Annotated in this window: 21 protein-coding genes and 5 pseudogenes; 9 read left to right on the top strand and 17 right to left on the bottom strand. The window is 71.0% G+C overall.

The window, feature by feature from the left end:
• Positions 1–238: 238 nt before the first annotated feature.
• Positions 239–544 (bottom strand): annotated as a pseudogene (locus ABFX81_RS14290) (UTRA domain-containing protein); the annotation flags it as partial.
• Positions 539–895: pseudogene (locus ABFX81_RS14285) on the bottom strand (transposase); the annotation flags it as partial. The pseudogenes ABFX81_RS14285 and ABFX81_RS14290, both read right to left, overlap by 6 nt.
• A 2-nt stretch (positions 896–897) precedes the next feature.
• On the opposite strand from ABFX81_RS14285, the pseudogene ABFX81_RS42190 reads away from it, so the two are divergent.
• Positions 898–1,124 (top strand): annotated as a pseudogene (locus ABFX81_RS42190) (IS701 family transposase); the annotation flags it as partial.
• Position 1,125: 1 nt separating this feature from the next.
• Here ABFX81_RS42190 and ABFX81_RS14280 read toward each other — a convergent pair.
• From ABFX81_RS14280 to ABFX81_RS14270, 3 genes and pseudogenes are all read right to left on the bottom strand, one after another.
• Positions 1,126–1,637, bottom strand: a pseudogene (locus ABFX81_RS14280) (IS701 family transposase); the annotation flags it as partial.
• 181 nt (positions 1,638–1,818) lie between these two features.
• Positions 1,819–2,733 carry a pentapeptide repeat-containing protein gene (locus ABFX81_RS14275; protein ID WP_346138132.1) on the bottom strand — a complete coding sequence of 305 codons (915 nt, stop codon included), beginning with the start codon at positions 2,731–2,733 and terminating at the stop codon, positions 1,819–1,821.
• A 230-nt stretch (positions 2,734–2,963) separates the two neighbouring features.
• Positions 2,964–3,263: pseudogene (locus ABFX81_RS14270) on the bottom strand (IS5/IS1182 family transposase); the annotation flags it as partial.
• A gap of 50 nt (positions 3,264–3,313) precedes the next feature.
• On the opposite strand from ABFX81_RS14270, the gene ABFX81_RS14265 reads away from it, so the two are divergent.
• The 4 genes from ABFX81_RS14265 to ABFX81_RS14255 all read left to right on the top strand — a co-directional run bounded on the left by ABFX81_RS14265 (position 3,314) and on the right by ABFX81_RS14255 (position 5,384).
• Positions 3,314–3,832 (top strand): HAD domain-containing protein, encoded by a 519-nt coding sequence (locus ABFX81_RS14265; RefSeq protein WP_086850790.1) that lies wholly within the window; start codon positions 3,314–3,316, stop codon positions 3,830–3,832.
• 104 nt (positions 3,833–3,936) lie between these two features.
• Positions 3,937–4,338, top strand: coding sequence for a DUF4234 domain-containing protein (locus ABFX81_RS14260; protein ID WP_346138131.1), 402 nt, complete (start codon positions 3,937–3,939; stop codon positions 4,336–4,338).
• Between the two features lie 22 nt (positions 4,339–4,360).
• Entirely contained in the window at positions 4,361–4,771 is a 411-nt protein-coding gene (locus ABFX81_RS42185) for a DUF6000 family protein (protein WP_428837172.1), read from the top strand.
• Positions 4,683–5,384: a hypothetical protein gene (locus ABFX81_RS14255; RefSeq protein ID WP_086850786.1), complete on the top strand. Its 702-nt coding sequence runs from the start codon at positions 4,683–4,685 to the stop codon at positions 5,382–5,384. Before ABFX81_RS42185 ends, ABFX81_RS14255 begins: the two co-directional genes overlap by 89 nt.
• Positions 5,385–5,830: 446 nt before the next feature.
• On the opposite strand, the gene ABFX81_RS14250 is transcribed toward ABFX81_RS14255, so the two are convergent.
• The 8 genes from ABFX81_RS14250 to ABFX81_RS14215 form a co-directional block, all read right to left on the bottom strand.
• Positions 5,831–6,052: a hypothetical protein gene (locus ABFX81_RS14250; protein ID WP_086850784.1), complete on the bottom strand. Its 222-nt coding sequence runs from the start codon at positions 6,050–6,052 to the stop codon at positions 5,831–5,833.
• 128 nt (positions 6,053–6,180) lie between these two features.
• The gene (locus tag ABFX81_RS14245; RefSeq protein WP_346138130.1) at positions 6,181–7,152 is read right to left on the bottom strand and encodes an N-acetylglucosamine kinase; all 972 of its coding nucleotides are present in this window, start codon (positions 7,150–7,152) and stop codon (positions 6,181–6,183) included.
• Positions 7,143–8,408, bottom strand: coding sequence for a family 4 glycosyl hydrolase (locus tag ABFX81_RS14240; RefSeq protein WP_086854572.1), 1,266 nt, complete (start codon positions 8,406–8,408; stop codon positions 7,143–7,145). Before ABFX81_RS14240 ends, ABFX81_RS14245 begins: the two co-directional genes overlap by 10 nt.
• A gap of 61 nt (positions 8,409–8,469) precedes the next feature.
• Entirely contained in the window at positions 8,470–9,363 is an 894-nt protein-coding gene (locus ABFX81_RS14235; RefSeq protein WP_086854571.1) for an ABC transporter permease subunit, read from the bottom strand.
• The gene (locus tag ABFX81_RS14230) at positions 9,360–10,304 is read right to left on the bottom strand and encodes an ABC transporter permease subunit (RefSeq protein ID WP_086854574.1); all 945 of its coding nucleotides are present in this window, start codon (positions 10,302–10,304) and stop codon (positions 9,360–9,362) included. The genes ABFX81_RS14235 and ABFX81_RS14230 overlap by 4 nt, the downstream gene beginning before the upstream one ends.
• A 33-nt stretch (positions 10,305–10,337) precedes the next feature.
• Positions 10,338–11,675, bottom strand: coding sequence for an extracellular solute-binding protein (locus tag ABFX81_RS14225; protein ID WP_086854570.1), 1,338 nt, complete (start codon positions 11,673–11,675; stop codon positions 10,338–10,340).
• Positions 11,676–11,763: 88 nt separating this feature from the next.
• Positions 11,764–12,975 (bottom strand): ROK family transcriptional regulator, encoded by a 1,212-nt coding sequence (locus ABFX81_RS14220; RefSeq protein ID WP_346138129.1) that lies wholly within the window; start codon positions 12,973–12,975, stop codon positions 11,764–11,766.
• 239 nt (positions 12,976–13,214) lie between these two features.
• Entirely contained in the window at positions 13,215–14,318 is a 1,104-nt protein-coding gene (locus tag ABFX81_RS14215) for a mechanosensitive ion channel domain-containing protein (protein ID WP_086843135.1), read from the bottom strand.
• 313 nt (positions 14,319–14,631) lie between these two features.
• On the opposite strand from ABFX81_RS14215, the gene ABFX81_RS14210 reads away from it, so the two are divergent.
• Positions 14,632–15,168, top strand: a complete 537-nt coding sequence (locus ABFX81_RS14210) for an HNH endonuclease (protein WP_086843133.1) — start codon at positions 14,632–14,634, stop codon at positions 15,166–15,168.
• Positions 15,169–15,281: 113 nt separating this feature from the next.
• Here the strand turns inward: ABFX81_RS14210 and ABFX81_RS14205 are convergent, their stop codons facing one another.
• The 4 genes from ABFX81_RS14205 to ABFX81_RS14190 form a co-directional block, all read right to left on the bottom strand.
• On the bottom strand, positions 15,282–16,637 hold the full coding sequence (locus ABFX81_RS14205; RefSeq protein WP_086843130.1) for an FtsX-like permease family protein: 1,356 nt from the start codon (positions 16,635–16,637) through the stop codon (positions 15,282–15,284).
• Positions 16,638–16,743: 106 nt separating this feature from the next.
• A complete protein-coding gene (locus ABFX81_RS14200) occupies positions 16,744–17,430 on the bottom strand; it encodes an ATP-binding cassette domain-containing protein (RefSeq protein ID WP_086843128.1) in 687 nt (228 codons plus the stop codon).
• Positions 17,427–17,960, bottom strand: a complete 534-nt coding sequence (locus ABFX81_RS14195) for a helix-turn-helix transcriptional regulator (RefSeq protein WP_086843139.1) — start codon at positions 17,958–17,960, stop codon at positions 17,427–17,429. Before ABFX81_RS14195 ends, ABFX81_RS14200 begins: the two co-directional genes overlap by 4 nt.
• 77 nt (positions 17,961–18,037) lie before the next feature.
• Positions 18,038–20,941 carry a glycoside hydrolase family 84 protein gene (locus ABFX81_RS14190; RefSeq protein WP_346138128.1) on the bottom strand — a complete coding sequence of 968 codons (2,904 nt, stop codon included), beginning with the start codon at positions 20,939–20,941 and terminating at the stop codon, positions 18,038–18,040.
• 223 nt (positions 20,942–21,164) lie between these two features.
• Here ABFX81_RS14190 and ABFX81_RS14185 point away from each other — a divergent pair, with 223 nt between their 5' ends.
• The 3 genes from ABFX81_RS14185 (at position 21,165) to ABFX81_RS14175 (ending at position 23,877) form a co-directional block, all read left to right on the top strand.
• Positions 21,165–21,434 carry a hypothetical protein gene (locus ABFX81_RS14185; protein WP_381032545.1) on the top strand — a complete coding sequence of 90 codons (270 nt, stop codon included), beginning with the start codon at positions 21,165–21,167 and terminating at the stop codon, positions 21,432–21,434.
• A complete protein-coding gene (malQ, locus tag ABFX81_RS14180; RefSeq protein ID WP_346138127.1) occupies positions 21,435–23,528 on the top strand; it encodes a 4-alpha-glucanotransferase in 2,094 nt (697 codons plus the stop codon). It abuts the gene before it with no gap.
• A 61-nt stretch (positions 23,529–23,589) separates the two neighbouring features.
• Positions 23,590–23,877 (top strand): hypothetical protein, encoded by a 288-nt coding sequence (locus ABFX81_RS14175; RefSeq protein WP_086847882.1) that lies wholly within the window; start codon positions 23,590–23,592, stop codon positions 23,875–23,877.
• The last annotated feature ends 6 nt before the right edge of the window (positions 23,878–23,883 follow it).

Here is a 23,883-nt window from a genome sequence, read left to right as displayed (position 1 = left end):
TGGCCGGGGGGCTCTGACCTGGGAATTCGTGGTTGGCAGCCGAGACCCGTCTGTCACTGTCGGTCGCCGTTGGTCGGTCTCGGGCGCCCTCGCACGGCCCAGAGACGGCCCAGGGATGATCACTCGATGGCAGCGTTGTACGGGGGTTGGGCCACCGTCGCGACGTGAACGGCAGGGCTGACCGCCCTCACCGCTTGCCAGACGTGGTCGCGCCGCAGCCCGCGCGCGAAGCCTGTGCCTACCGGTTGATCGGGATCTCGTAGACGATCTCGCAGTGAGCGGCGGGCACGACGATGTCCGCTGTCTCGACGGGTCGCCCCTGGTCGCTGTAATACGTCCGCCGGATGTGCGTGACGAGTGCGGCCTTCTGGATGCCCAGAAGAGAGGCCTCCTCGGCGGTCGCCTGTCGCGGCTCCGGCTGTTCCACGGCGTGGCTGACGGTGACACCGATCGCGGACATGCGGTTCACGACACCTGCCCCTGCGTGCGGGCCTCCCTCGGGGAGAACGACGAGAGTGCCGACGGTGAGGTCGTAGGTGTCGTATTCCTTTTCGCCGAGCACGGCGTCGGGTCGGCGACTCGGTCGGCCGGGGTTGCCCGGCCACGGGTGGGATGTCGTCGACCAGCGGATGGGCGGTATCCCGCGCACGAGCGGCTCCAGGCCGAGGCTGTCGTGCATGTTGGCACCGGAGATGCCCAGTGACAGGGGCAGACCGTTCCGGTCGGTGATCAGGTGGATTTCGATCCGCTCTTGCCGCGGTCGGTCGGATGCGGTCCGGTCAGTGGCCCCCTTTTGCCGCCCGGACCCTGGCAGAGTCGATCGCGCACCGCGACCAGTCCAGTTCACCGCGGGCGCCGAGTTCGTCGAGGACGACCGGTGGAGGCGAGCCCACACAGGAAGCCTTCCAGGCCGCGAAGAACGAGTGCGGCCTGGACCAGTACGAGGTCCGCCGTATACGGGCTGGTACCGGCACATCACCCTGGCCATGCCCGCTCGCGCCTTCCTCGCCGCCATGGCCTCAGCGGCAGCCGAAAAGGGGGCGGCAGAAACGGTTCCGGAGCTCTCGCACCGCTCACCGTGGCAGAAATCCGGCGACTCCTGGCAGTTGACCGTCCCCCGGTGACGGCGAACTCCCGCTCGTCGGGGATCCTCGCTGCCCGGCAGCGACTTCGGTCGGACATCCAGGACTTGGGCAGGTACAGCTCCCGGTCCACCAGGGCCCGGCCCTTGGCTGAGGCGTAGGCGGCGAAGACACCGATCTGGCAGTTCTCGGTGCGGCCGGCGGTGCCGGAGTACTGGCGCTGCACTCCGGCCGAGACCGTGCCTTTCTTGATGAACCGGTGTCGTCGATGATCAGTACTCCAGCCGCGTCCCCGAGCTTCTCGGCGACGTATTCCTGCAGGTCATCGCGTACATGATCGGGATCCCAGCAGGCCCGGCCCAGAAGGTGCTGCAGCCCCGCAGGAGAGCGGTGACCGGCATGTTCGGCCAGCTGCCAGCTGTTCTTCCGGCCCACCGGACCGATCAGGCCGTGCACGTAGGCGCGCATCCTCCGGCGTAGATCCACCCGACCGAACCGATGGCCGACCCGCACGAGTACTTCTTCCAGTTCCGCGGACCAGGCATCGAGCTGCACATCGTCTTGCACGACAAGCACAACGGCCCGCCGCACCCGAGGTCACGAACTTCCACAACCTGACGTGGCATCAGCCGAGTACACTCGGGGACACGGCTCTGACCAGCAGTGATAGCGAACTGCGGCTGGAGTATTAGAACGGCTAACACAATGAGTCGAGGTGGTGGAAATCGGGCTGTGGTCATGCAGGCAACCCTCGGGTGTCCTTGAGGACCGCACCATCGAAACCCGCTGTCGACAGGTTCTTCGCCCCGGTAAGGTCGGCGCCGGTAAGGTCTGCTCCGGTGAAGTCCGCGTCACGGAGATCGGCTTGCCTCAAGTCCGCTCCGCGCAGGATCGCGCGGGGCAGGCTGGCACGGACGAGGCTGGCCCGCTGCAGGTCGGCATCCTCCATTTCAGCCCCAGTCAGATACGTGTTGTCGAATTGCGCCCCGGCCGCCTGGATCCGCCTCAGGTCGGCTCGCACGAGGTGCGACCGCGCCAGATCCGCATTGGTTAGGACCGCGTCCGCCAACTGGGCTTCATTCAGAGTTGCTTCCCGCAAAACTGTGCCCGCCATGACCGCCCCGGTCAGACGGGCGTGCTCCAAGTCCGCGTCACTCAGGTCTGCGGAACTGAAGTCCGCCTCCGGAAAACTGATACCGATGACGCGTTGGCGCGCCCGGTCCCACATCCCCATGTAGCCCAAGTGGCGAAGGCGAACATTGCGCAGGTTGAAGTCGCCCTTGCCGTCAGCCGCGGGATCCCGGTTGGCTAGCACCGTCATGGCCCCATGGACGTCCGTGGCCGGGCGAGCATCGGCTGAGCTGGCCACCTGCCGGTGGGCGTGCTCACGGACGTATGCCGTAAGCAGACTGACGATGGTGGGCTGGTCGGGCGGCGAGTCCCGCATGAGGCGTTCCAGGCCATAGATGCCGCCCAGGCGGACGTCTACAGCCGGTGAGGCGAGGCTGCCGATTGCTGCATTGAACCGGCCGGTCACCTGCCCGCGCTCGGCGATCCGCAGCTGTTCTCCCGACTGCTCGACCGAAACCCAGGTGAACAGCAGGGCGGCAAGAGCCGCGATGCCTGGTAGTGATGAGGCCACCAGCACCACCGACTGCAGTCGGTTCCCCGCTGTACGGTCGTCCGTGCGAGGGCGTCTTGCCGGCCTTGGGCTTCCGTGACGTGTGCTGCGGTGAGAGATTCGGTGCAACTGCGCCAAAGTGCTCAGCCTGGTCATACCGCCCATGGAACCCCGGAACCCGGGGACTGGCATTCCGACGGTGCGGCGAACGACAGCTTCGGGCGAACGGCCGAACGATCACCCCTGTGTCATCGCTTTACTTAACACAGTGAGTGGATTTGGCGCAGGGTGATCAGACAGCAGGCAAGCCTTAGGAGCGCTTCGTGCATGTCGGCTTGCCGTTCCCAGCGGATTCGCAAACGCCGGAAGGCATGGAGCCAGGCGGACCGCTCGACCACCCACCGGTAGGTGCCCAGTCCGGTGCCGTGCCGAGTGCCGCCGCTGGCGATGGCCGGCACGATGCCGCGGGCGCGGACCTGGTCTTGATAGACGTCGTGGTCGTAGCCACGATCGGCGAACGGCGAGTCGGGGCTACGGCGAGGGCGGCCGACTCGGCCACGGTGAGCGCGGCCCGAAGGTACTCCTCATCGCACCGGGTTATCGTGCCGGCGTGACTAGCGCAGTGGAGCGCCCTCTCCTCTTCCTCGACGTCGATGGCCCGCTCATCCCGTTCGGGTCGCCGTCCGGCCCCCCGCGTTCCGCGGCTGCCGAGGCCTCGGCGCCTGCCGATCAGGGGAACCCGCTGCTGCGGCGGCTCGACCCCGGGATCGGGTCGCGTCTCATGGCCCTGGGCTGCCGTCTCGTATGGGCCTCGACCTGGATGGAGGAGGCGAACGAGGTCGTCGCGCCGCGCATCGGTCTGCCGAAGTTGCCAGTACTGGAGTGGCCGGAGAACGGCGCCGAGGCGGTTCCGCGCGGTCTGCACTGGAAGACCCGCCCCCTTGTCGAGTGGGCCGACGGTCGGCCGTTCATCTGGGTCGACGACGAGATCAGCGCCATGGACCGTCTTTGGGTCGCTGCCGGCCATCCTGGGCGGTCGCTGCTTCATCACGTCGACCCGGCCAAAGGCCTCGACGACGCCGACTTCCTCACGCTCGCTGCTTGGCTCGGTGCCGTCGCGCCGGGATGAGCACCGTGCCTCCGTGAGGCACGGCAGGCTGTGGGACCGCGCCGAATTTCACCACGCGCGCGTGGCTGCTGGTCGTGATGCACTGGACTTATGGGAGGTGCGTCATGTCAGGTCGCGCTGGAAAGACCCGCAACATATTTCTTGTCTGGCTGATCTGGCCGCTGATCACGCTGGGCATCTACCACCTGGTTTGGTATTACAAGGTGAATCGCGAGGCCCGGGACTTCGATCACCGCATCGAGGTCGATCCGGTGAAGTCCCTCCTGGCTCTCGCTGTCGGCTGGCTGCTGATCGTTCCCCCCTTCGTATCGGTCTACAACACCGGTCTGCGCATTGCCCGCATGCAGGAGTCGGCCGGGTTGCAGCGGAGCTGCAACCCCTGGATCGGCCTCATCCTTTTCATCCTGGCTGGTCTGTACCCGCTCTACTACCAGCACGAGTTGAACCAGATCTGGGCTCACTACAAGATCCCGGAAGAGGGCGAGCAGGTGCCTCTCGCGGCCTGATTGTGTGACGTGGCGATCTTCGATGGGCCCGCCGGTATCTCAGACTCGGCGGCGCCCTTCTCTGTATGAGTGGCCGCGAACGCTCATCGCTGTTGCCGGCAGGATCGAATTCCGGGAACGCCTCGGGGAACCCCTGCTCGCCAGCAATTGGCCCTACGCCGGGCAGGCTTACTGTGTCGCCTGGCCGCCTTCGGCACCTCTGCCGACGCCGACTCCTGCTGGTTCGTCCACCACCCTGTGCCGCGGCCGAGCCGTCCGAGTGCTCTACCGTGATGGTCCCTGTGGCGTCATATGGTCCCCCTCGGACTGTTCTCCCAGAGGTAGTTGCTCGCGGAAGGAATGCGATGGATGCACGGCGGACCCTGGTGGGCGTGGTGACGGTGTCGGCGTGCCTCGCGCTGACGGCTTGCGGAGCCGAGATCGCTGTCCATAACGCGGCACCGGGACGGGAGAAGACCGTCATCGACGTGCCCGCCGGCACGGTGCTCAGCCCGGTGCGCTGGCCCGACGCCTGCTCGTTCGTCACCGACGCCGAGATCAAAGCGATACTGCCGCAGGCAGGGAAGCTCAGCCGGGAGTCGGACTGGGTCAAGCTCCCCGTGGACGGCGCCCTCGGCGGGAAGGCGGGCGCCGGGCTCGCCTCCGACGGCAAGTGTGCGTACTCGTTCGGGCTGCCGCAGAACGGCGGGTACAAGGGACACATCGAAGGCTGGGGCGCCTTCGACGTCGAGATCCTCGCCGTGGCCGACCCGAAACTGCTCACCCGGTACGTCGCCGACTCCAAAGCCGCGCACCAGAGGGATGCGGTCGTCCTCGAAACGGACGCCAGGACGTTCGGAGCCGATGAGTGCTACTCCCATGCGAGGTCCAAGAAGGAGATACCGACCGTCGTCTGCCGCAAAGGGCCGCTCATGTTCCAGAGCAACGGCGTGGGCTTCAAGTACATCGACTTCGAGGGCGCCGAAGAGGACACGGCCGCCTTCGACAAGATCGTCAAGGAACGGGTGACCCCGGCCGTCTTCCGCGCCATTACCGCGAACCTCTGATCAGTCCCGGCACACAACGTCGGAACGTCGGCGCAGCCGTCCGGAGCCGGGCACGCGGAAGGCCGTCTCCGCGAATCCACCGGGCCGCCGGTCAAGCCCACGACGGCCCAGGTGACGGCCCAAGCCGCCTGACACGGCCCCTCATCGGTGAGGAAACCGCTGGTGAAGGGCATTTTCATGCCCTTTGGGGTAAGGGAAAGTCTGCTCTTGGCCGGGTTCTACCGTCCGTGCCGGTCACCGTGGAGCGGCTCCGGCGCAGTCGCGCTGTCGTCCTCTCCGAAGTCCGGGGCCTGGAAGGGGTTCGTGGCCGGAGGCGGTGATGCCGTGGCCGCGGAGTGGGGCGCCCCTTCCGGGGCGGAGAAGAGCGAGGTCAGATCGATGAGAGGTCTCCTTCTGGTGCCAAGCCCCGGGAGGGACCTGGTGTGCCGTGACCGGGCACAGCGGTGCTAGAGCTTGGTCATCTTGGAGTACGGGCTCAGGATCCGCTTCTGAGCGGAGCCGAAGTCCACGAGGACCGCGATCCCGTCCTCGATGCTGATGACCCGGCCGAGGCCGTACATGTCGTGTGTGACCTGGTCGCCCACGGAGAAGTGCTTCGGGGCCGGAATGACCGGGGCCTTGAAGGGGCTGGTGGGCAGATGGCGCTTAGGTGCAGCAGGCTTTGTCATTGCCCCTAGTATGCGCCCTCGCGTGTTCGGGCGCCTTCGTCTGTCCATCTCAACTGTCCCGCGGGGCCCCGGCCCCTCTCGTGGGAGGGTCTCTCGCCCGCCCCGATCAAGCCCCGATCAAGCCCCGGTCACACCCCGAAGTGCGCCCGCAGACGCCCCTGCGCCCCCTCCCCGGCTCCCACCTCGTCCAGCCCCAGCAGCGCCGCCCCGAGGACAGGACCGGCCGTGACCACCTGAGGGGCCGCCTTGGGGGCTCGGTCGGCCAGCAGATCGGTGATCATGCCGTTGAGCTGCGGGTGCCGGGCGGCCAGCACCCCGCCGCCCAGGAGGACGGGCGTCGGCTCGTCCAGCAGTTCCAGGCGGGTCAGGGCCACCACGGCCATCGCGACCACCTCTTCCGCCTGGCGTTCGACGATCGCGCGGGCGACCGTGTCGCCGTCCGCCGCCGTCGCGAAGAGGACCGGGGTCAGCTCGTGGCGACGAGATTGTTCCAGGTCACCCAGGTGCAGTGCCTCGATGAGGGCGTACATGGAGGACAGGCCGAAGTGGGCGGGGAGGGTGCGGGCCAGGGCCGTGGGGCGCCCGCGGCCGTCCTCCGAGCGCGCCGCGTGCCACAGTGCCTCCTCCGACAGGCCCCAGCCGCCGCCCCAGTCGCCCGAGACCCGGCCCAGTGCCGGGAAGCGGGCCGTGCGGCCGTCGGGGCGCATGCCGACGCAGTTGATGCCCGCGCCGCAGACGACCGCGACTCCCCGGGGTTCCGTCACACCGGCCCGGAGGATGGCGAAGGTGTCGTTCCGGACGGTCACCGTCGTGCCCCAGCCGCGTGCGTCCAGTGCGGCCGCGAGCCGGTCCTCCTCGACCGGGAAGTCGGCGTTGGCGAGGCACGCCGAGACGTGGTCGACGGTGGTGAGTCCGGCGGTGGACAGGGCCTGGGCGACCGTGTGGGCGAGCGTGGTCATCGCCGTGTCCAGGCCGACCGCGGGCGGGCGGAAGCCGCCCCCGCGTGCCGTGGACAGGACCTCTCCGTCCGCCGTCACGACCGCGACGTCCGTCTTGCTGTTGCCGGCGTCGATGGCGAGGACGTGTGCGGTCAGGCCCACGCGAGGTGCTCCCGGTTGTGTGCGATCAGCCGGTCGGTGAGCTCCTCGGCGTACGCGTACTGGCCGATGAGGGGGTGGGAGAGGAGGGCCCGGAAGACGCGGGTCCGGCCGCCGTGCAGAGCCGCCTGAAGGGCCAGGTCCTCGTACGCCGTCACGTTCGCCATGAGGCCCGCGTAGAGGGGGTCCACGGACGGGACCTGAAGGGGGGACGCGCCCTTCGCGCCCACCGCCGCCTGCACCTCGATCACCGCGTCGTCGGGGAGGAACGGGAGCGTGCCCCGGTTGTACGTGTTCACCACCTGGTACGGGGTGCCGCCGCCGCCCAGCAGGGCCGCCGCCAGGTCCACCGCCGCCTCCGAGTAGTAGGCCCCGCCCCGTTCGGCGAGCAGGGCCGGCTTCTCGTCCAGGGACGGGTCGGCGTACATCGTCAGCAGTTGCCGTTCCATGGCCGCCACCTCGGCCGCGCGGGACGGTTTCGTCCCGAGTTCCCGTACGACCTCGTCGTGCGCGTAGTAGTAGCGCAGGTAGTACGACGGGACCACGGCCAGGCGGTCGAGCAGGGCGCGGGGGAGGCGCAGGTCCGCCGCGATCCTGTCGCCGTGCTCGGTCAGCAGCTTGGGCAGGACGTCCTCGCCTTCCGGGCCGCCCAGGCGTACCCCCGTCTCCCAGGTGAGGTGGTTGAGGCCCATGTGGTCCAGGTGGACTTCCGGGGGCTCGACGCCCAGCAGGGCCGCGAATTTGCGCTGGAGGCCGATCGCCACGTTGCACAGGCCCACCGCCTTGTGGCCGGCCTGGAGCAGGGCGCGGGTGACGATGCCGACCGGGTTCGTGAAGTCGATGATCCAGGCCTGCGGATTCGTGCGGCGTACGCGGTCCGCGATGTCCAGGACCACCGGGACGGTGCGCAGGGCCTTCGCGAGGCCGCCGGCGCCGGTCGTCTCCTGGCCCACGCAACCGCATTCCAGGGGCCAGGTCTCGTCCTGTTCCCGGGCCGCCTGGCCGCCCACGCGGAGCTGGAGGAGGACCGCGTCCGCGCCGTCGACCGCCCGGTCGAGGTCGGTCGTGGTGGTGATGCGGCCGGGGTGGTCCTGGCGGGCGAAGATGCGGCGGGCGAGGCCGCCCACCAGGTCCAGGCGGTCCTGCGCCGGGTCCGTCAGGACCAGTTCCCCGACGGGCAGGGTGTCCCGCAAGCGGGCGAAGCCGTCCACGAGTTCGGGGGTGTAGGTCGAGCCTCCGCCGACCACGGTGAGTTTCATTGCGTCCAACCCTTTGCTTGCATTCAGGCGTTTGCTTACGTCCAAGCCCTTCGGCTTGCGCCTAGCCCTTTACGCCGGTGAGCGTGACTCCCTCTACAAACGCCTTCTGGGCGAAGAAGAACACGAGGATCACGGGGGCCATCACCAGCACGGTGGCGGCCATGGTGAGGTTCCAGTCGGTGTGGTGGGCGCCCTTGAAGGACTCCAGGCCGTAGGAGAGGGTCCACGCGCCCGGGTTCTCCGAGGCGTAGATCTGGGGTCCGAAGTAGTCGTTCCACGCGTAGAAGAACTGGAAGAGGGCCACTGCGGCTATGCCCGGTTTCGCCATCGGGAGGACGACCTTCAGGAGGGTGCGCAGGTCGCCGCAGCCGTCCACCTTGGCCGCGTCCAGGTACTCGTCGGGGATCGTGGTGAGGAACTGGCGCAGCAGGAAGATCGAGAAGGCGTCGCCGAACGCCATGGGGATGATCAGCGGCCAGAGCGTGCCGGACAGGTCCAGCTGCTTCGCCCAGAACAGGTACATCGGGATGATGATCACCTGCGGCGGCAGCATCATCATCGAGATGACCAGCATCAGGGCGAGGTTGCGGCCACGGAAGCGGAACTTCGCGAGGGCGTAGGCCACCGGGATCGAGGAGATCACCGTGAGCGCCGTGCCCAGGACCGCGTAGAACAGGGTGTTCCGCCACCAGGTGAGGAAGCCGGGGGTGTCGAGGACCCTTCGGTAGTTGTCCCATTCCCAGGTGTCCGGGATCAGGTCACGGCTGAGCGCCTGGCTGTCGCTCATGAGTGAGGTGAGGAAGACGAAGAGGAAGGGGAGGGTGAAGAAGAGGGCGACCGCGACGCCCAGGGAGTGGACCGCGATCCATTCCAGGAACGCCCTGCGGTGGGCCGTGCGTTCCGCCGGACTGGGCGGTGCCTTCGACTCCAATGGTTTGTCCAGTAGTTGGGTCATCGGTCACCTGCCTGGATCAGACCGCCCTTGCGGCGCATCAGAAGTGCGGTGAAGGCCATGGAGAGGGCGAAGAGCACCAGGGCGACCACGCAGGCGGAGCCGTAGTCGAAGCGCTGGAAGCCCAGGTTGTAGACGAGTTGGGGGAGCGTGAGCGTGGACTTGTCCGGGTAGCCCGGCTCGAACTGGGTGCCCGCGCCCTGGATCACGCCCGAGGCGACCTTTCCGGCGATCAGCGGCTGCGTGTAGTACTGCATGGTCTGGATCACGCCCGTGACGACCGCGAACATGACGATCGGGGAGATGTTCGGGAGCGTGACGAACCGGAAGCGCTGCCAGGGTGTGGCGCCGTCCAGTTCCGCCGCCTCGTACTGCTCCTTCGGTACGTCCAGCAGCGCGGCCATGAAGATGACCATCAGGTCGCCGATGCCCCACAGGGCCAGGAGGGTGAGGGCCGGCTTCGACCAGGTGGGGTCGTTGAACCAGCCGGGGGCGGGCAGCCCGGTCTTCTCCAGGAGCGAGTTGACCGGGCCCGTGCCGGGGTTGAGGAGGAACGCGAAGGCCATGGTGGCTGCCACGGGAGGGGCCAGGTACGGCAGGTAGAAGAGGGTGCGGAAGACACCCGTAGCCGTCTTGATCTTGGTGATCAGCAGGCCCACGCCCAGGCCGAAGGCGACCCGGAGCGTGACCATGATGACGACCAGCCACAGGGTGTTGCGCAGGGCGGGCCAGAAGAGGGGGTAGTGCTCGAAGACGTACGTCCAGTTCTTCGTGCCCGACCACGTCGGCGGCTTGAAGCCGTCGTACTGCATGAAGGAGAAGTAGACGGTGGAGATCAGCGGGTAGGCGAAGAAGACCGAGAAGCCGATCAGCCAGGGGGAGAGGAAGGCGAGGGTGCGCAGGGTCGAGCGGCGGTGTTTCGCGCGCAGGGTGTGAGTGCTCACGGTGCTCACGGCGGTGCTCACGGATTTCATGGCCTACTTCGCCTGCGCGATGTCCGTGTCGATCTGCTCGGCCGTCTTCTTCAGGCCGGCCTTGAGGTCGGTGGCCTTGCCGCTCTCGTAGTCGTAGCCGAACTCCTGGATCGTGGTGAGGTAGACGCCGCCGTTGACGGAGGCGGGGGCGGTGGTGGAGTTCGGGTCGGCGGCGATCTCCAGGAACGTCTTGAAGCGCGGGTCGTACTTCAGGTTCGGGGACTTCAGGGCCGCGAGCGTCGACGGCACGTTGTGGATGGCGTTGGAGAAGTTCACCACCGCGTCCGTGTCCGTGGTCATGTACTTCACCAGCTCCCAGGCCGCGTTCTGCTTCGTGCTGGTCGCCGCGACACCGGCGATGGTGCCGGTGATGTAGCCCTTGCCGTACTGGTCGGCCTGGTCGTCGGGGACGGGCAGCGGGGCCACGCCGATCTCGAACTCCGGCTTGGTGTCCAGGGCCATGCCCAGGCGCCACTCGCCGTCGAGCTGCATGGCGACCTGGCCGGTGTGGAAGGGGTGCTTGGGGCCCCACTCGTCGCCGAGCTTGGAGCGGTAGGTCTCCAGCTTGCGGTAGCCGCCGAGTGCGTCGACCAGCTTCTTCTGCACCGTGAACGCCTTTTCGAAGGCCGGGTCCTTGCCGACGTTCGACTTGCCGTCCTTGTCGAAGTACGTGGGGGAGAACTGGCCGAGGTAGTGCTCGGTGGTGGTCTCCCAGCCGTGGTAGTTCGGCATGAAGCCGAGCTGCTTGTAGGTGTTGCCCTGCGGGATCGTCAGCTTCTCGGCGACCTTCTCGAACTCGGACCAGGTCTTCGGCGGGCTGGTGATGCCCGCCTTCTCGAAGGCCGTCTTGTTGTAGTAGAGGCCGTACGCGTCGCCGAGGAGGGGCACCGCACAGCGGTTTCCTTCGAACTGCGTGTACTCGTTCATCGCCTTCGGGAAGGTCTTCTCCGGGTCGATTCCCGACTTCTCGAAGAACGGGTTGAGGTCCACCAGGGCGCCGGAGGAGCAGAACTTGCCGACGCTGTTCGTGGTGAAGGACGAGATCACGTCCGGCGCCTTGCCGCCGCCGGCGCGCAGGGCCTGGTTGATCTTGTCGTCGGTCATGTTGCCGACGACATTGACCTTGATGTTGGGGTGCGTCTTCTCGAAGCCGGCGACCAGATCCTTGACGGCCTTCACCTCGGCGGGCGCGCTCCAGGCGTGCCAGAAGTTGAGGGTCGTCTCCTTGGAGGCGTCGTCGGAGGCGCCGGAGTCCGCCTGGCCCGTACAGGCCGTGGCGAGGAGGGCGATGGAGGCGGATGCGGCGAGGGCGATAGCTGCTTTTCTGGATATTCCGGGCATGGCGAGGTCTCCCTAGGGCACGGGGAACGGCGTGGGAAAGGGGGGTGGGGTCAGTGAGGGGGGGAGTGTTGAGCGCGGGGATGCGGCGTCAGCGCGAGGTGTCGAAGACCTCGTCGCGTGTGGTCGCGAGCGCGCTCTCCAGCGCGCCGCGCAGCACGGGGTGTTCACGGACGTCGCCCACGACCAGGCGGGGGCGTGACGCGGCCAGTTCCTCCAGCTCGGCCTGGACGAGGGCGCGCAGCGTCTCGCCGCCCGAGGTGAGGGACGCGCCGCTCAGTACGACGAGCTCGGGGTCGAGGACCGAGACGAGGGAGGCCAGACCGGTGGCCAGCCGGGTCGCGTAGGTCCGGAGGAGGCGGCGGTGCGGTTCGTCGTCGGTCTCCGCGGCCCGGGCCACCAGGTGTGCGGCGGCCTCTGTGTACGGGCCCGCGGGGATGTCCTCGATGCCCAGTTCACGGGCCAGCCTCGGGACGGCCTGGGAACCGGCCAGCTCCTGGTAGCCGCCGCTGTTGGCCTTGGTGACCTGGCGGACCAGGGGCGTGCCCGGCACCGGCAGGAAGCCGACCTCGCCGGCGCCGCCGGTCCAGCCGCGGTGCAGCCGGCCGCCCAGGACCAGGGCGGCGCCCAGGCCCTCCTGGTTCCACAGCAGCACGAAGTCCGTGTGGTCCCGGGCCGCGCCGAGCCGCTGTTCGGCGAGGGCGACCAGGTTGACGTCGTTCTCGTACTCGAACGGCATCGGCAGGGCGGCGGCGAGCTCGTCCAGGAGGGTGGGGGAGTGCCAGCCGGGGAGGTGGGAGGCGTAGCGCAGACGGCCGGTGGTGGGGTCGAAGGCGCCGGGGGTGCCGATCACGAGCCGGTGGATGTCGTCCCGGGCGAGGCCCGCCGCCTTCACCGCGCCGTCCAGGGCGTCGGTGACCTGCTGGACGACGGGGGTGCCGGTACGCCTGCCGGGGGTGGGCAGTTCGTGGCGGCCGACCGTACGGCCGGTGATTTCGGCGACCGCGGCGAGGATCCGCTGCGGGGTGACGTCGAGTCCGGCGGCGTAACCGGCGGTCGGGTTGACCTCGTAGAGCTGGGCGTTCGGGCCCGGCCGGCCTTCGGTGGTGCCGGTGGCCAGGACGAGGCCCGCGGCTTCCAGGCGGGCCAGGAGCTGGGAGGCGGTCGGCTTGGACAGGCCGGTGAGCTTGCCGATCCGGGTGCGCGACAACTGTCCGTGCTCCAGCAGCAGGTCCAGGGCGGCCCGGTCGTTCATGGCGCGCAGGACGCGCGGGGTGCCCGGCGTGCCGGCGGTTCCTGCCATGCGTGTCCACACCTGCCCTTCGGCTGCTCAGCTTCTCAGTGATCCGGCGGGGAAGTCCATCCGGCCGACCTGCGCCGGACCACTGTTAGGAAAGTTTCCTATCGGTGGGGAGGAAGGTAAGCCCGGCGCCTCGCGGGCGTCAATAGGGGACGGTTCAGGCAACGCAGTCGTTACCCGGGCATGCGAAGAGGGCGGCACCCGGAAAGCCCGGGTGCCGCCCTCTTCGTGTGGTGGGTCGGCTACTTCGTGGTGCTCGTCGGCGGTGCGGCGGGCGTGAGCGGGGACGCCGCCGCCGACTGCGGGGACGTCGAGTTCGCGTACACCGACGGGGGCGCCATCCCCGCCGTCGGATCGGCGGGCGTCTCCTCCACCGGGGCCGTGGCGCCGCCGACGATCCGGATGCCCGCCGCGTCGAAGGCCCGCTTGATGCGCCAGCGCAGCTCGCGCTCCACGGTCAGGGACTTGCCGGGCATGGTCTTCGCCGAGATGCGCACGACCATGGAGTCCAGCAGGACGCTGTCCAGCCCGAGGACCTCGATCGGGCCCCACAGCAGCTCGTTCCAGGGCTCCTCGGCGCCCATCTTCTCGGCGACCTCGTCCAGGGTGGCCTTGACCCTGTCCAGGTCCTCGCCGGAGTGGACCGTGACGTCGACGTTGGCCGTCGCCCAGCCCTGGGACAGGTTGCCGATGCGCTTGACCTCGCCGTTGCGGACGTACCAGATCTCGCCGCCGTCGCCGCGCAGCTTGGTCACGCGCAGGCCCACCTCGATCACCTCGCCGGAGGCGACCCCCGCGTCGATCGTGTCGCCGACGCCGTACTGGTCCTCGAGGATCATGAAGACGCCGGAGAGGAAGTCCGTGACCAGGTTGCGGGCGCCGAAACCGATCGCCACACCGGCCACACCGGCCGAGGCCAGCAGCGGGGCCAGGTTGATCTGGAAGGTGCCCAGGACCATCAGCGCGGCCGTGCCCACGATCAGGAAGGACGCCACCGAGCGCAGCACCGAGCCGATCGCCTGCGAGCGCTGGCGACGGCGCTCGACGTTGACCAGCAGCCCGCCGAGCCCGGAGCCGTCCACGGACTGGCCGGTCCGGTTCATGCGGTCTATCAGCTTGGTGATCGCACGCCGGACGACGACCCTCAGCACCGCCGCTATCACCACGATGAGCAGGATCCTCAGGCCGATCGCGAGCCACGTCGACCAGTTCTGCTCGACCCAGCCGGCGGCGTTCGTCGCGCTCTCCTGGGCGTCCTGGAGCGAGGGGACTCTCGGGGTCTCCGTATCCGAGGGGGTCGGCGACGGCGACGGGCCGGCGGCGAGCAGGACAGCGGACAGGGACACGGCAGGTACCTCCAAGTACAGCGGTCCGCCCCGGTGCGGTGGTTCAGGGGGGTCGAGGTCACGACTGGGTCACCGCGGGGGCAGAACCACCACACTAACGGGGCATTGTGTGTGCTTCGGCAGGATGTGTGAAGGAGAGACCGTGCTCACCTGGGCTTGAACAGGCCATGATCCTGGGGATGAATGGGATGTGGTCGAAAACACTCCCAGCCCGTTACGGGGACATGGTGGCGCTTTCACCAGGCATGAGGGGAGACTGGCTACGAATCGTCCCGGCGCGAGCCACGCGCCGCCGGCGTCCAAGGAGGCATCCGTGCCGCACGTCCTGGTCCTCAACGCGTCGTACGAGCCGCTAGGTGTCGTACCGCTCCGCCGCGCGCTCGTCCTCGTCCTCGAGAACAAGGCCGTATGCCTCGAGGAGTCCGGCGCCTTCATGCACAGCGCGACCGTCACAGTCCCCGCACCCAGCGTGGTCCGGCTCAAGCGATTCGTCCGGGTTCCCTATCGGGGGCCCGTTCCTCTGACCCGCCGGGCGCTGTTCGCCCGTGACGGGGGCCGGTGCATGTACTGCGGTGGCGTCGCAACCAGCGTCGACCACGTCATCCCGCGCAGCCGCGGGGGCAAACACGTCTGGGACAACGTGGTGGCGTCCTGCCGCCGCTGCAACCACGTGAAGGCCGACCGGCACCTCTTCGAGATCGGCTGGCGGCTGCGCCACAAACCCGCCCCGCCCACGGGCCTGGCCTGGCGCATCATCGGGACCGGCCATCGGGACCCGCGCTGGCTGCCGTACTTGCAGCCGTACGGCGCGGACGACGCCTTGGCCCGGATCGACGGCATTTCCGCCTGAGAGGATCCGGGCTTTCGTATTGCCGCATGACGTTCGTCATGGGCGCGTGCGGCCGGCCGACCGGCCCGGTGAACCCCCGTTCCCCCGGGCCGGCCCGCCTCTGTGGAGGGCGCCTACGCGTACCGCAGCTCCCCCGGGCGTACCGAGCGGCGCAGCAGGGGCAGCGAGGTGGCCGCGGCCAGCAGGCAGGCGGCGTAGGCGGCGACGGGGACCAGGGCGACCGCCCAGGGCACCGGCCGGCCGGCGAGCAGGGCGTACCAGGCGCCGATGGCCGTCCCGCCCAGGCCCGAGAGCAGTACGGCGGGGGCGAGCGGCAGCGCGGTCTCCAGCAGCAGGGCCCGGCCGAGCACCGTGCGCGGCACCCCGGCGGCGGCCTGCGCGGCCAGGCCCCGGCGGCGGGTGGCCAGGGACTCGGCGGTGCCGACGGCGAGGCCGGAGAGGGTGATCGCGAAGGCGACGAGGACGGCGGCGCCGGTGAGGGCGAGGCCGGTGGCGTAGTAGGACGCGGACATGTACACGTTCGGTGAGCTGCGCACCATGTCGCTCAGCACCTGCCGGATGCCCATGAAGCCGGTCCCGACGAGCGTCACCAGCAGCACCGCCGCATGCGTGCGGGCGGCCGACCAGGGGTCGTCGCGCAGCCGTTCCGCCGCGATCAGCGTCGCCGCCGACCGGGCCCGGGGCGCGAGGATCCGCCCGGTCGCCTTCGCGGTGGCCCCGGAGAGCCACACCGCGCCCGCGCCGACCGCGAGGACCACGCCCATCAGTTGCAGCGGCGGCCCGCCGTTCGGCCGGTTGGGGGCGGCCGTGGACGTGGTGGCCACGGTCACCAGCGCCAGCACCGCGACGAGCAGGACCCCGGCCAGGAACAGCAGTCCGGGCCCCCGTCCGCTGCGCGGCCCGACCCGGCGCACCCAGCCGAGCGGGGAGGCCACGACCCGGCGCAGCGCCAGTGCGCCCGCCACCGCGCCCAGCACCGGTACGGCGACGGCGACCAGCGCGATCCCCGCCCAGGCCAGGGCGGTCGGCCGGTCCCACTGGCGCAGCAGGACCAGCACCGACAGGACGGTGGCGGCCGCCGAGCCGAGCAGACAGGCCAGGCCGGTCTCCAGCGCGGCGATCCGCCGGACCTGCCGGGGCGTCGCCCCGGCCAGCCGCAGCCCGGCCAGCCGCCGGTCGCGGTGCACGGCGCCGATCCGGGCGCACTGGCCGAGGAACCCCAGCACGGGCACGAGCAGGAGCAGCAGGCCGACGATCACGCCGGACCGTGTGCCGGGCTCGTTCAGCAGGCCCGCGGCGAGGGGCACCCGGTAGCTGCCCCGCAGCGCGGCCAGGGCTACGGCGGCCATCGCGAAGCCCGTCGCGAGCGCGGCGCCCGTCGCCGTCAGCGCGACCCGCCACCACTCGCCTCGATCGGAACCACGGGTGAGCTCCCAGGCCAGACGCAGATCGGTACGCAGGGATGTCATGCCGTCACCTCCGGGCGGTGGCCGGTGCCGCGGGCCGGTCGCCCGCAGTCGGATGCCCGGCGGGCGGAGCCGGGTCGCGGCTCCTGAAGCAGGCGCACGCAGGTCCTCACGCCGTCACCCCCAGCGGCGTCACAGCGCCGTCCCGCAGCTGGACCTCCCGGTCCGCGTACGCCGCCACCTGGGCGTCATGGGTGATGAGCAGGACGGCCGTGCCCGACTCGCGGGCCGTGTGGACCAGGGCCGTCATGACCTGCTCGGCGGCGAGCGAGTCCAGGGCGCCCGTCGGCTCGTCGGCGAAGACCACCTTCGGGCCGGTGACCAGGGCCCGGGCCAGTGCGGTCCGCTGGGCCTGGCCGCCGCTCATCTCGCCCGGCCGCAGGTCCTCCTGTCCGCGCACACCGAACCGCTCCAGCCACTCACCGGCCCGGTCCCGGGCCCGGCCGCGGTCGGTGCCGGCCAGCAGCAGCGGCAGGGCGACGTTGTCCAGGGCCGTCAGCTCGGGGATGAGCTGCCCGAACTGGAACACCACGCCGAACTCGGTCCGCCGCAGCTCGCTCAGCCGCTTCTCGGGCAGGTCCTCCAGCCGCCGGCCGTCGTACGACACCGAGCCCTCGTCGGGCCGGACGATCCCGGCCAGGCAGTGCAGCAGTGTCGACTTCCCGCTGCCGCTCGCGCCGGTCACGGCGAGGATCTCGCCGCCGTGCAGGTCGACCGAGGCGCCGCGCAGCGCGGGTGTCCTGCCGTGCGTTTTGGTGAGGCCGCTCGCCGAGAGAAGAGGCACGGGTCTGCTCATGCTGCGTCGACCTCCGCGGTCAGGGTGGTGAGCCGGGCCGCCGTGGTGCTCATCCAGCGGAGGTCGGCGTCGAGGTGGTTGAGGGCGTAGTCCGCCGAGAGCACCGTCGCGAGGTCCGCGCCCTTGGCGGCCTTGACCGCCGTGAGCTCCCGCATCCGCTCCATGTGGGCGGCGCGCTGGGCGCTCAGGTACGCGGCCGGGTCCCCGCCCGCGAGGATCGCGACCACGACCTTGGCGAAGATCTCGTTCGCCACGAAGGGCGCGGGCGGCGCGATCTCCCCGGCCCACCGGGACAGTTCACGTGTCCCCTCGCGCGTGGCGCGGTACGTCGTCCGCTCCGGGCCGCCGTCCGAGTCGGTGCCCTCGACCGCGGCGAGGCCGTCCCGGACGAGGCGCTGGAGGGTCGTGTAGACCTGCCCGTAGGCCAGCGGTCGGGCCTGCGGGAACCGTTCGTCGTGGCGTCGCTTGAGGTCGTAGCCGTGGCTCGGACCCGTGGCGAGCAGGCCCAGCAGGATGTGGCGGGTGCTCATGGCGATCATTATGTACTGAGTACATGTACTGAGTGAATAGTGAGTCCGGAGAAGTCCGTCGCGGGACCTCCGAAGGATCAGTCCGTGACGGCGTACGCCTCCGCCGACCACAGCGAATACCCGTACGGCGTGGCCCGCTTCTCGCCCTGCACCCGGACGAAGCGCACGTCGCGCTCGTCCATGCGGACGCTCTCGTGGCCGCCCTTGCCGTCCCGTACCGCGGCCGCCGTGCGCCAGCGGCGGCCGTCGGGCGAGACCTGGACGCGGTACGCCGAGGGGTGGGCGTCCTGCCAGCGCAGTACGACCTGCCCGAGCCGCACCGGGCGGGGCAGCTCGACCTGCCACCAGGCGCCGTCGTCGACCGGGGACGACCAGCGCGTGTCCGGGTCGCCGTCGTTCGCCGCCGACGCGGGGAAGTCGGGTGTCTCGTCACCTGAGGACCGGGCCGTGCCGGTGCGGGCCAGGTCGGGCCCGCCGGTGGGCGGGAAGGCCCGGACGGTGAGCGTGCGGGTGGCTCCCGCGAACCCCAGCCGGATGTCGTAGGACCGTTTCGGCGCACCGCGCTCCACGGTCACCTCGACCGGGACCTCCACCTTCGTGCCGCGCGGCACGGACAGCTCGGACCCGGGCACCCGGACTCGTACGCCCTCGGGTGCCTCGACGGTGAGCCTGCCGCGGGCGTCGGCGGGGCGCAGCGAGCCCAGCCCGGCCGTCAGCCGCCGCGTCCTGCCGGTCTCGGCGTCCACGCGGTCGCGCGTCAGCTCCAGAGAGGTGGCGGGGGAGTCCGCGAACCACGGGACCAGGTGACGCACGCGGGAGGACGCGGGACCGGTGACCCGCACGGCGTCCACCCGTTGCCCGGCCGGTACCTCGGTCGCCCCCGAAGCGGCCAGCCTGCCGGCCCGCCGCCAGCCCCGGCCCGGTACGTGTACCTCGACGTCGCCCTCGGTGCCGGGGTCGGTGAGGGCGGTCACGGCCGTCAACGACCGGGGGTGCGGGAAGCGCAGGGTGCGGCCGTCGCCCGGGTCACCGGGGCTCGGGGGCGGCTCGTGGTCGATGCCCGACCAGGCCGCGTACGCCTTCTGCGCCCGCCCCAGAAAGGGGTCCAGGACGTCCGTGCCGACTCTGACCGGCGCCGGCTCCAGCCGGGCCCGCAGCGCGCCGAGTTCGCGGTACGCCGTCCAGGCCGCCGACGCGTCCCCGGCGCGCTGCGCGTCCAGCATGTCGAGCGCGGTCGTGCCCGCCTCGCCGTAACGGGCCAGTTGCTCCGACCAGGGGGCGACCTCCGGGGCGAGGGCGGTGCCCGTCAGCCGCCGGGGCAGCTCGCGCAGCACGGTGAACGCCTCGCGCAGCCGCCGCGCGGCGTCGCCGTCCGTACCGGGACCACTCGCCGTACGGGCCCGCCAGTACGCCTCGGTCAGCGGGCGCAGGTACGCCGACTCCTCCTCGCCGAGGACCGACGACGCGTCGTTCCCGGCGAGCGCGGCCAGGGCCTCCTCGCGGCGCCGGTCCCCGCCCGCCAGGTCGGCGATCGCGGCGCGCCAGGACTCCCCGGGGCGGTAGGCGCGCGGGTTCCAGGCGTAGTCGGCCGCGGTGAACAGCGGGATGCGGGACGCCTCGGGCTGCTGCATCGCGTTGGCGAGCAGGGCGGCCGAGCCGGCGGCGACGGCCGGCTCGCGGCCCCGGTAGGGGCCGAGGAAGAGGCGGCCGGGCTCGTAGTCGTTGACCGGGTAGTTGTCCATCGTGACCAGCGGATGCCGGAACGCCTCCCGGGCGTCGGCGAGTTCGCCGCCCGTGATGGTGCGGGGCACCACCCCGACACCCGTCCACGCCACCTCGACACGCGTGTCCAGCGAGCTCGCCAGGGCCCGTCGGTAGTCGGTCGTGCCGTCCTCGTAGTACTCGGTCGGCATCAGCGACAGACCGGCGGCACCGGGGTGCCGTTCCGCCAGGTGCCGGGCCACCGCGTTCGCCACCCGGGCCTGCGCCCGCGCGGCCGCCCGGGGGCCGGAGCCGAACCGGCCGGCGTCCGCGTCGCAGTGCCACTCGCTGTAGCTGACGTCCTGGAACTGGAGCTGGAAGGCCCGGAAGCCCAGCGCCCACATGGCGTCGAGCTTGCGGGTCAGCGCGCGCACGTCGTCGTCCGACGCGAAACACATCGCCTGGCCCGGGGCCACCGCCCAGCCGAGCGTGACGTGGTTGCGGCGCGCCCGCTCGGCCAGCTCCCGGAACGCGGCGCGCTGCCCCGCCGGGTACGGCTCACGCCAGCGGGCCTGCCGGTACAGGTCGTCACCGGGGGCGTACAAGTAGCGGTTCTGCTTGGTGCGCCCCATGAAGTCGAGCTGCCCCAGCCGCTGCCGGTGCGTCCAGGCGGTGCCGTAGAAGCCCTCGGTGATGCCGCGCACGGCGGTGCCGGGCCAGTCGCGTACGACGGCGGCGGCGATCGCACCGCCGGGCCGCAGGAGCTGCCGCAGCGTCTGGACCGCGTGGAACAGGCCGTCCTCGCCGGTGCCGGTGAGCGAGACGCCGCTCCTGCCCACGGACAGTTCGTATCCCCCGGACGGGAGGGCGCGGCGGTCGTCCCGGCGGACGGGCTCCGTCCGCACCCGCACGACCAGCGCCCCGGGCGAAGCGGAGTCCGTGATGCGACGGGCTCCGGCCTGTCGCAGCAGGTCGCGCAGGGTTTCGACGGCATGGGGGTCCCCCCTGTTCGAGCGAAGCCGAGAACTTGGGGGAGGGTCCGCCTGTGCGTCGGTGATCAGCGCGACCTCGTCGGTGACCGCGACCGGTGCGCCGTTCGCCCGCAGGGACTGGGGGCGCGGCCAGACGGAAAGGTCCGGACGGGGGGTGTCGGGGGTGGTGGGTGTCGCGGTCGCTTCCGGGACGGGCGGGGCCGCCACCGCGGCGGGCGGGGTGCCGAGGGTTCCGGCGACGACGGCGACGGCGAGAGCCGCCGCCCGCTTCCCACGCCGCAGTCCCACAGGCCCCCTCCACAGGTGTTCGACCGGGAGAACGAGCCCACCACCCGCCCGGTGAGGGTGTCAACGAGAGTGGCCGTTATGGCCGTATTGCCGGACTCTGGAGGGAGTGGAGGAGAGTGGAATGTGAGCAGAAGCACGATGTTCGGCCTGGGGTGTCTGCCTTCGCGTCGACTGGGTAGGGCTGCGATAGCCGTTGAACGCCGTACCCAACAAGGAGGCCCCCGTGGCTGTGATGACCTTCCTTCCGCTCCCGGCCCCGTCCAAACCCGTGGCGGACACGTCCGCCGACCTCGACCCCCACTATGACGACCCCCGCTACGAAGACCCCCACTACTGCATCTTCAGCTCCGAGAGCACCTGCGCCGAGCCCCCGCTGACCAGCGAGCCCCCGCTGCCCGACGCCGAGCCCCTCACCAGTGAGCCGCCGCTCGCCGAATCCGCCCCCCTGACCAGCGAACCCGCCGCCTTCGTCCCGGACTTCACGAGGTCCTAGATGACCGCACCCCGGCCGGCCGAACCGCCTTCCGAGGACCTGTCCCGACTCGCCGATCTGCACGGCGTCGCCACTGCGTACAGCCCGTCCCCGGACCGTACGGTCGCGGCCTCGGCCGCCGCGGTGGCCCTCACCCTGGCCGCTCTCGGCGTGGACGCGAGCACGCCCGGCGCCGTACGCGCCGCGCTCGCCGCCCGGGAGCGGGAACTGGGCGCCAGGCTGCTGCCGCCCACGGTGGTCGGCTGGGGCTCCGGCCCCCCGGCCGCCCTGGCCGCGCTCCCCGAGGGAAGCCGGCTGCTCATCGAGACCGAGCAGGGCGAGACCCGCGCCTCGGCCGAGCACCTCCCGCCCGGTGTCCACCGGCTGACCGTCACCGTCCCCGACGGCCGCACGGCCACCGCCCACCTGGTCGTCGCCCCGGCCCGCCTGCCCAGTCCCGCCGGACGCTCCCACGGACTCCTCGTCCAGCTCTACTCCCTGCTGTCCCGCCGTTCCTGGGGCATGGGCGACCTGGGCGACCTCGCCGAGCTGGCCGGCTGGGCCGGGCGGTCGCTCGGCGCCGGATTCGTCCAGGTCAACCCGCTGCACGCGGCCGTGCCCGGCGCCCCCACCGACCCCTCCCCGTACCGCCCCTCCTCCCGCCGCTTCCCCGACCCCGTGCACCTGCGCATCGAGGACGTCCCCGAGTGCGCGTACGTCGAGGACCGCGAGCGGCTGCGCGCGCTGCTGGAGAGATCCGGCCGGCTGCGCGAAGCGGTGCTGGACAAGGGCGCGCTGATCGACCGCGACGCCGTGTGGGAGCTCAAGCGGGAGGCGCTGGAGCTGCTGTGCGAGGTCCCGCTCGGCCCCGGCAGACGCGCCGCCTACTGCGACTTCCTCGCCGAGCAGGGCCAGGCCCTGGAGGACCACGCCACCTGGTACGCGCTCGCCGAGGTGCACGGCCCGGACTGGCACCGCTGGCCGACCGGCCTGCGCGACCCGCGCTCGGCCGAGACCGTCCGCGCCCGCAACGGACTGATGGACCGGGTGGACTTCTGGTCCCGGCTCGCCTGGCTCACCGACACCCAGCTGACCGCCGCACAGCGCGCCGGGCGCGAGGCCGGGATGCCGGTCGGGATCGTGCACGACCTCGCGGTCGGCGTCCACCCCGGTGGTGCCGACGCCTGGGCCCAGCAGGACTACTTCGCCGCCGGCATGTCGGTGGGCGCCCCGCCGGACGCCTTCAACGCCCGCGGCCAGGACTGGGGCCTGCCGCCCTGGCGCCCCGACCGCCTGGCCGAGTCGGGCTACGCCCCCTTCCGAGAACTGCTGCGCGCCCTGTTCCGCTACGCCGGAGCTCTGCGCATCGACCACGTCATGGGCCTGTTCCGCCTGTGGTGGGTACCGCTGGGCCACCCGCCCACGGAGGGCACGTACGTCCGCTACGACGCCGAGGCCATGCTCGCCGTCCTCGTCCTGGAGGCCTCCCGGGCCGGGGCGCTGGTGATCGGCGAGGATCTGGGCACCGTCGAACCGGGCGTGCGAGAGGCGCTGCGCGAGCGCGGGGTGCTCGGCACGTCCGTGCTGTGGTTCGAACGCGACTGGGAGGGCGACGGCCGCCCGCTGCCCCCCGACCGCTGGCGCGCCGACTGCCTGGCCACCGCCACCACCCACGACCTGCCCTCCACCGCCGCCCGCCTCACCGGCGAGCACGTCGAGCTCCGCGACAGCCTGGGTCTGCTGACCCGCCCGCTGGAGCAGGAGCGTGCCGAGGCCGCCGCCGACACCGCCGAGTGGCTGGCCCTGCTCACCGAGCTCGGCCTGCTGAACGGCACCGGCGGCACCGACACCTCCTCGGAGGAGGCCGAGATCCAGGCCGTCCACCGCTTCCTGCTGCGCACCCCGGCCCGCATGGTCGGCGTCTGGCTCCCCGACGGGGTGGGCGACCGCCGCCCGCAGAACCTCCCGGGGACGTGGGACCAGTACCCGAACTGGCGGCTGCCGATCGCGGACGCGGCGGGCCGTCCCGTGACCTTGGAGGACCTGGCCGCCTCGCCCCGGCTGCACGCCCTCATCGAGGTTCTGCGGCAGCCGCCCGACGCGTCGGGCGGCTGAGGACGTCTCTTACGGCACCCCGGGCGCGCGGCCCCGACCGGCGTTGGATACTTTTGGCACCGTGGACAAGAAGAACGCCCTGCGCGCCGGCGCCCTGGCCGCCGGTACGACGCTGATGATGCTGCTCATGTCGTCGCCCGCCTCCGCGCTCACGCGCGACGACGGTGACGACCCCGGTCAGGGCCTGAGCGTCATCGAGACGCTGGGCCTCTTCGTCGCGGCCCCGATCGTGCTGTACCTGGTCATCCACGGTCTGGTGATGGTCGGGGACAAGTCGCACAAGAAGAAGGACCCGACCAGCTCCAACATCAGGACCAAGGCCGACCCGAAGGCCGACGCCAAGGCCTGACCAGGA

Origin of the sequence: Streptomyces coeruleofuscus (assembly GCF_039532725.1) — a bacterium.
GTDB lineage: Bacteria > Actinomycetota > Actinomycetes > Streptomycetales > Streptomycetaceae > Streptomyces > Streptomyces coeruleofuscus.
This window is presented reverse-complemented; position numbering and strand designations above follow the sequence as displayed.

Excerpts from the sequence above, each read along its gene's own strand:
- ABFX81_RS14205 (WP_086843130.1), bottom strand. The coding sequence starts at position 16,637 with ATGACATCCCTGCGTACCGATCTGCGTCTGGCCTGGGAGCTCACCCGT.
- ABFX81_RS14225 (WP_086854570.1), bottom strand. The coding sequence starts at position 11,675 with ATGCCCGGAATATCCAGAAAAGCAGCTATCGCCCTCGCCGCATCCGCC.
- ABFX81_RS14255 (WP_086850786.1), top strand. The coding sequence starts at position 4,683 with ATGGATGCACGGCGGACCCTGGTGGGCGTGGTGACGGTGTCGGCGTGC.
- ABFX81_RS14240 (WP_086854572.1), bottom strand. The coding sequence starts at position 8,408 with ATGAAACTCACCGTGGTCGGCGGAGGCTCGACCTACACCCCCGAACTC.
- ABFX81_RS14235 (WP_086854571.1), bottom strand. The coding sequence starts at position 9,363 with ATGACCCAACTACTGGACAAACCATTGGAGTCGAAGGCACCGCCCAGT.
- ABFX81_RS14220 (WP_346138129.1), bottom strand. The coding sequence starts at position 12,975 with ATGGCAGGAACCGCCGGCACGCCGGGCACCCCGCGCGTCCTGCGCGCC.
- ABFX81_RS14250 (WP_086850784.1), bottom strand. The coding sequence starts at position 6,052 with ATGACAAAGCCTGCTGCACCTAAGCGCCATCTGCCCACCAGCCCCTTC.
- ABFX81_RS14200 (WP_086843128.1), bottom strand. The coding sequence starts at position 17,430 with ATGAGCAGACCCGTGCCTCTTCTCTCGGCGAGCGGCCTCACCAAAACG.
- malQ (WP_346138127.1), top strand. The coding sequence starts at position 21,435 with ATGACCGCACCCCGGCCGGCCGAACCGCCTTCCGAGGACCTGTCCCGA.
- ABFX81_RS14195 (WP_086843139.1), bottom strand. The coding sequence starts at position 17,960 with ATGAGCACCCGCCACATCCTGCTGGGCCTGCTCGCCACGGGTCCGAGC.
- ABFX81_RS42185 (WP_428837172.1), top strand. The coding sequence starts at position 4,361 with ATGGGCCCGCCGGTATCTCAGACTCGGCGGCGCCCTTCTCTGTATGAG.
- ABFX81_RS14260 (WP_346138131.1), top strand. The coding sequence starts at position 3,937 with ATGTCAGGTCGCGCTGGAAAGACCCGCAACATATTTCTTGTCTGGCTG.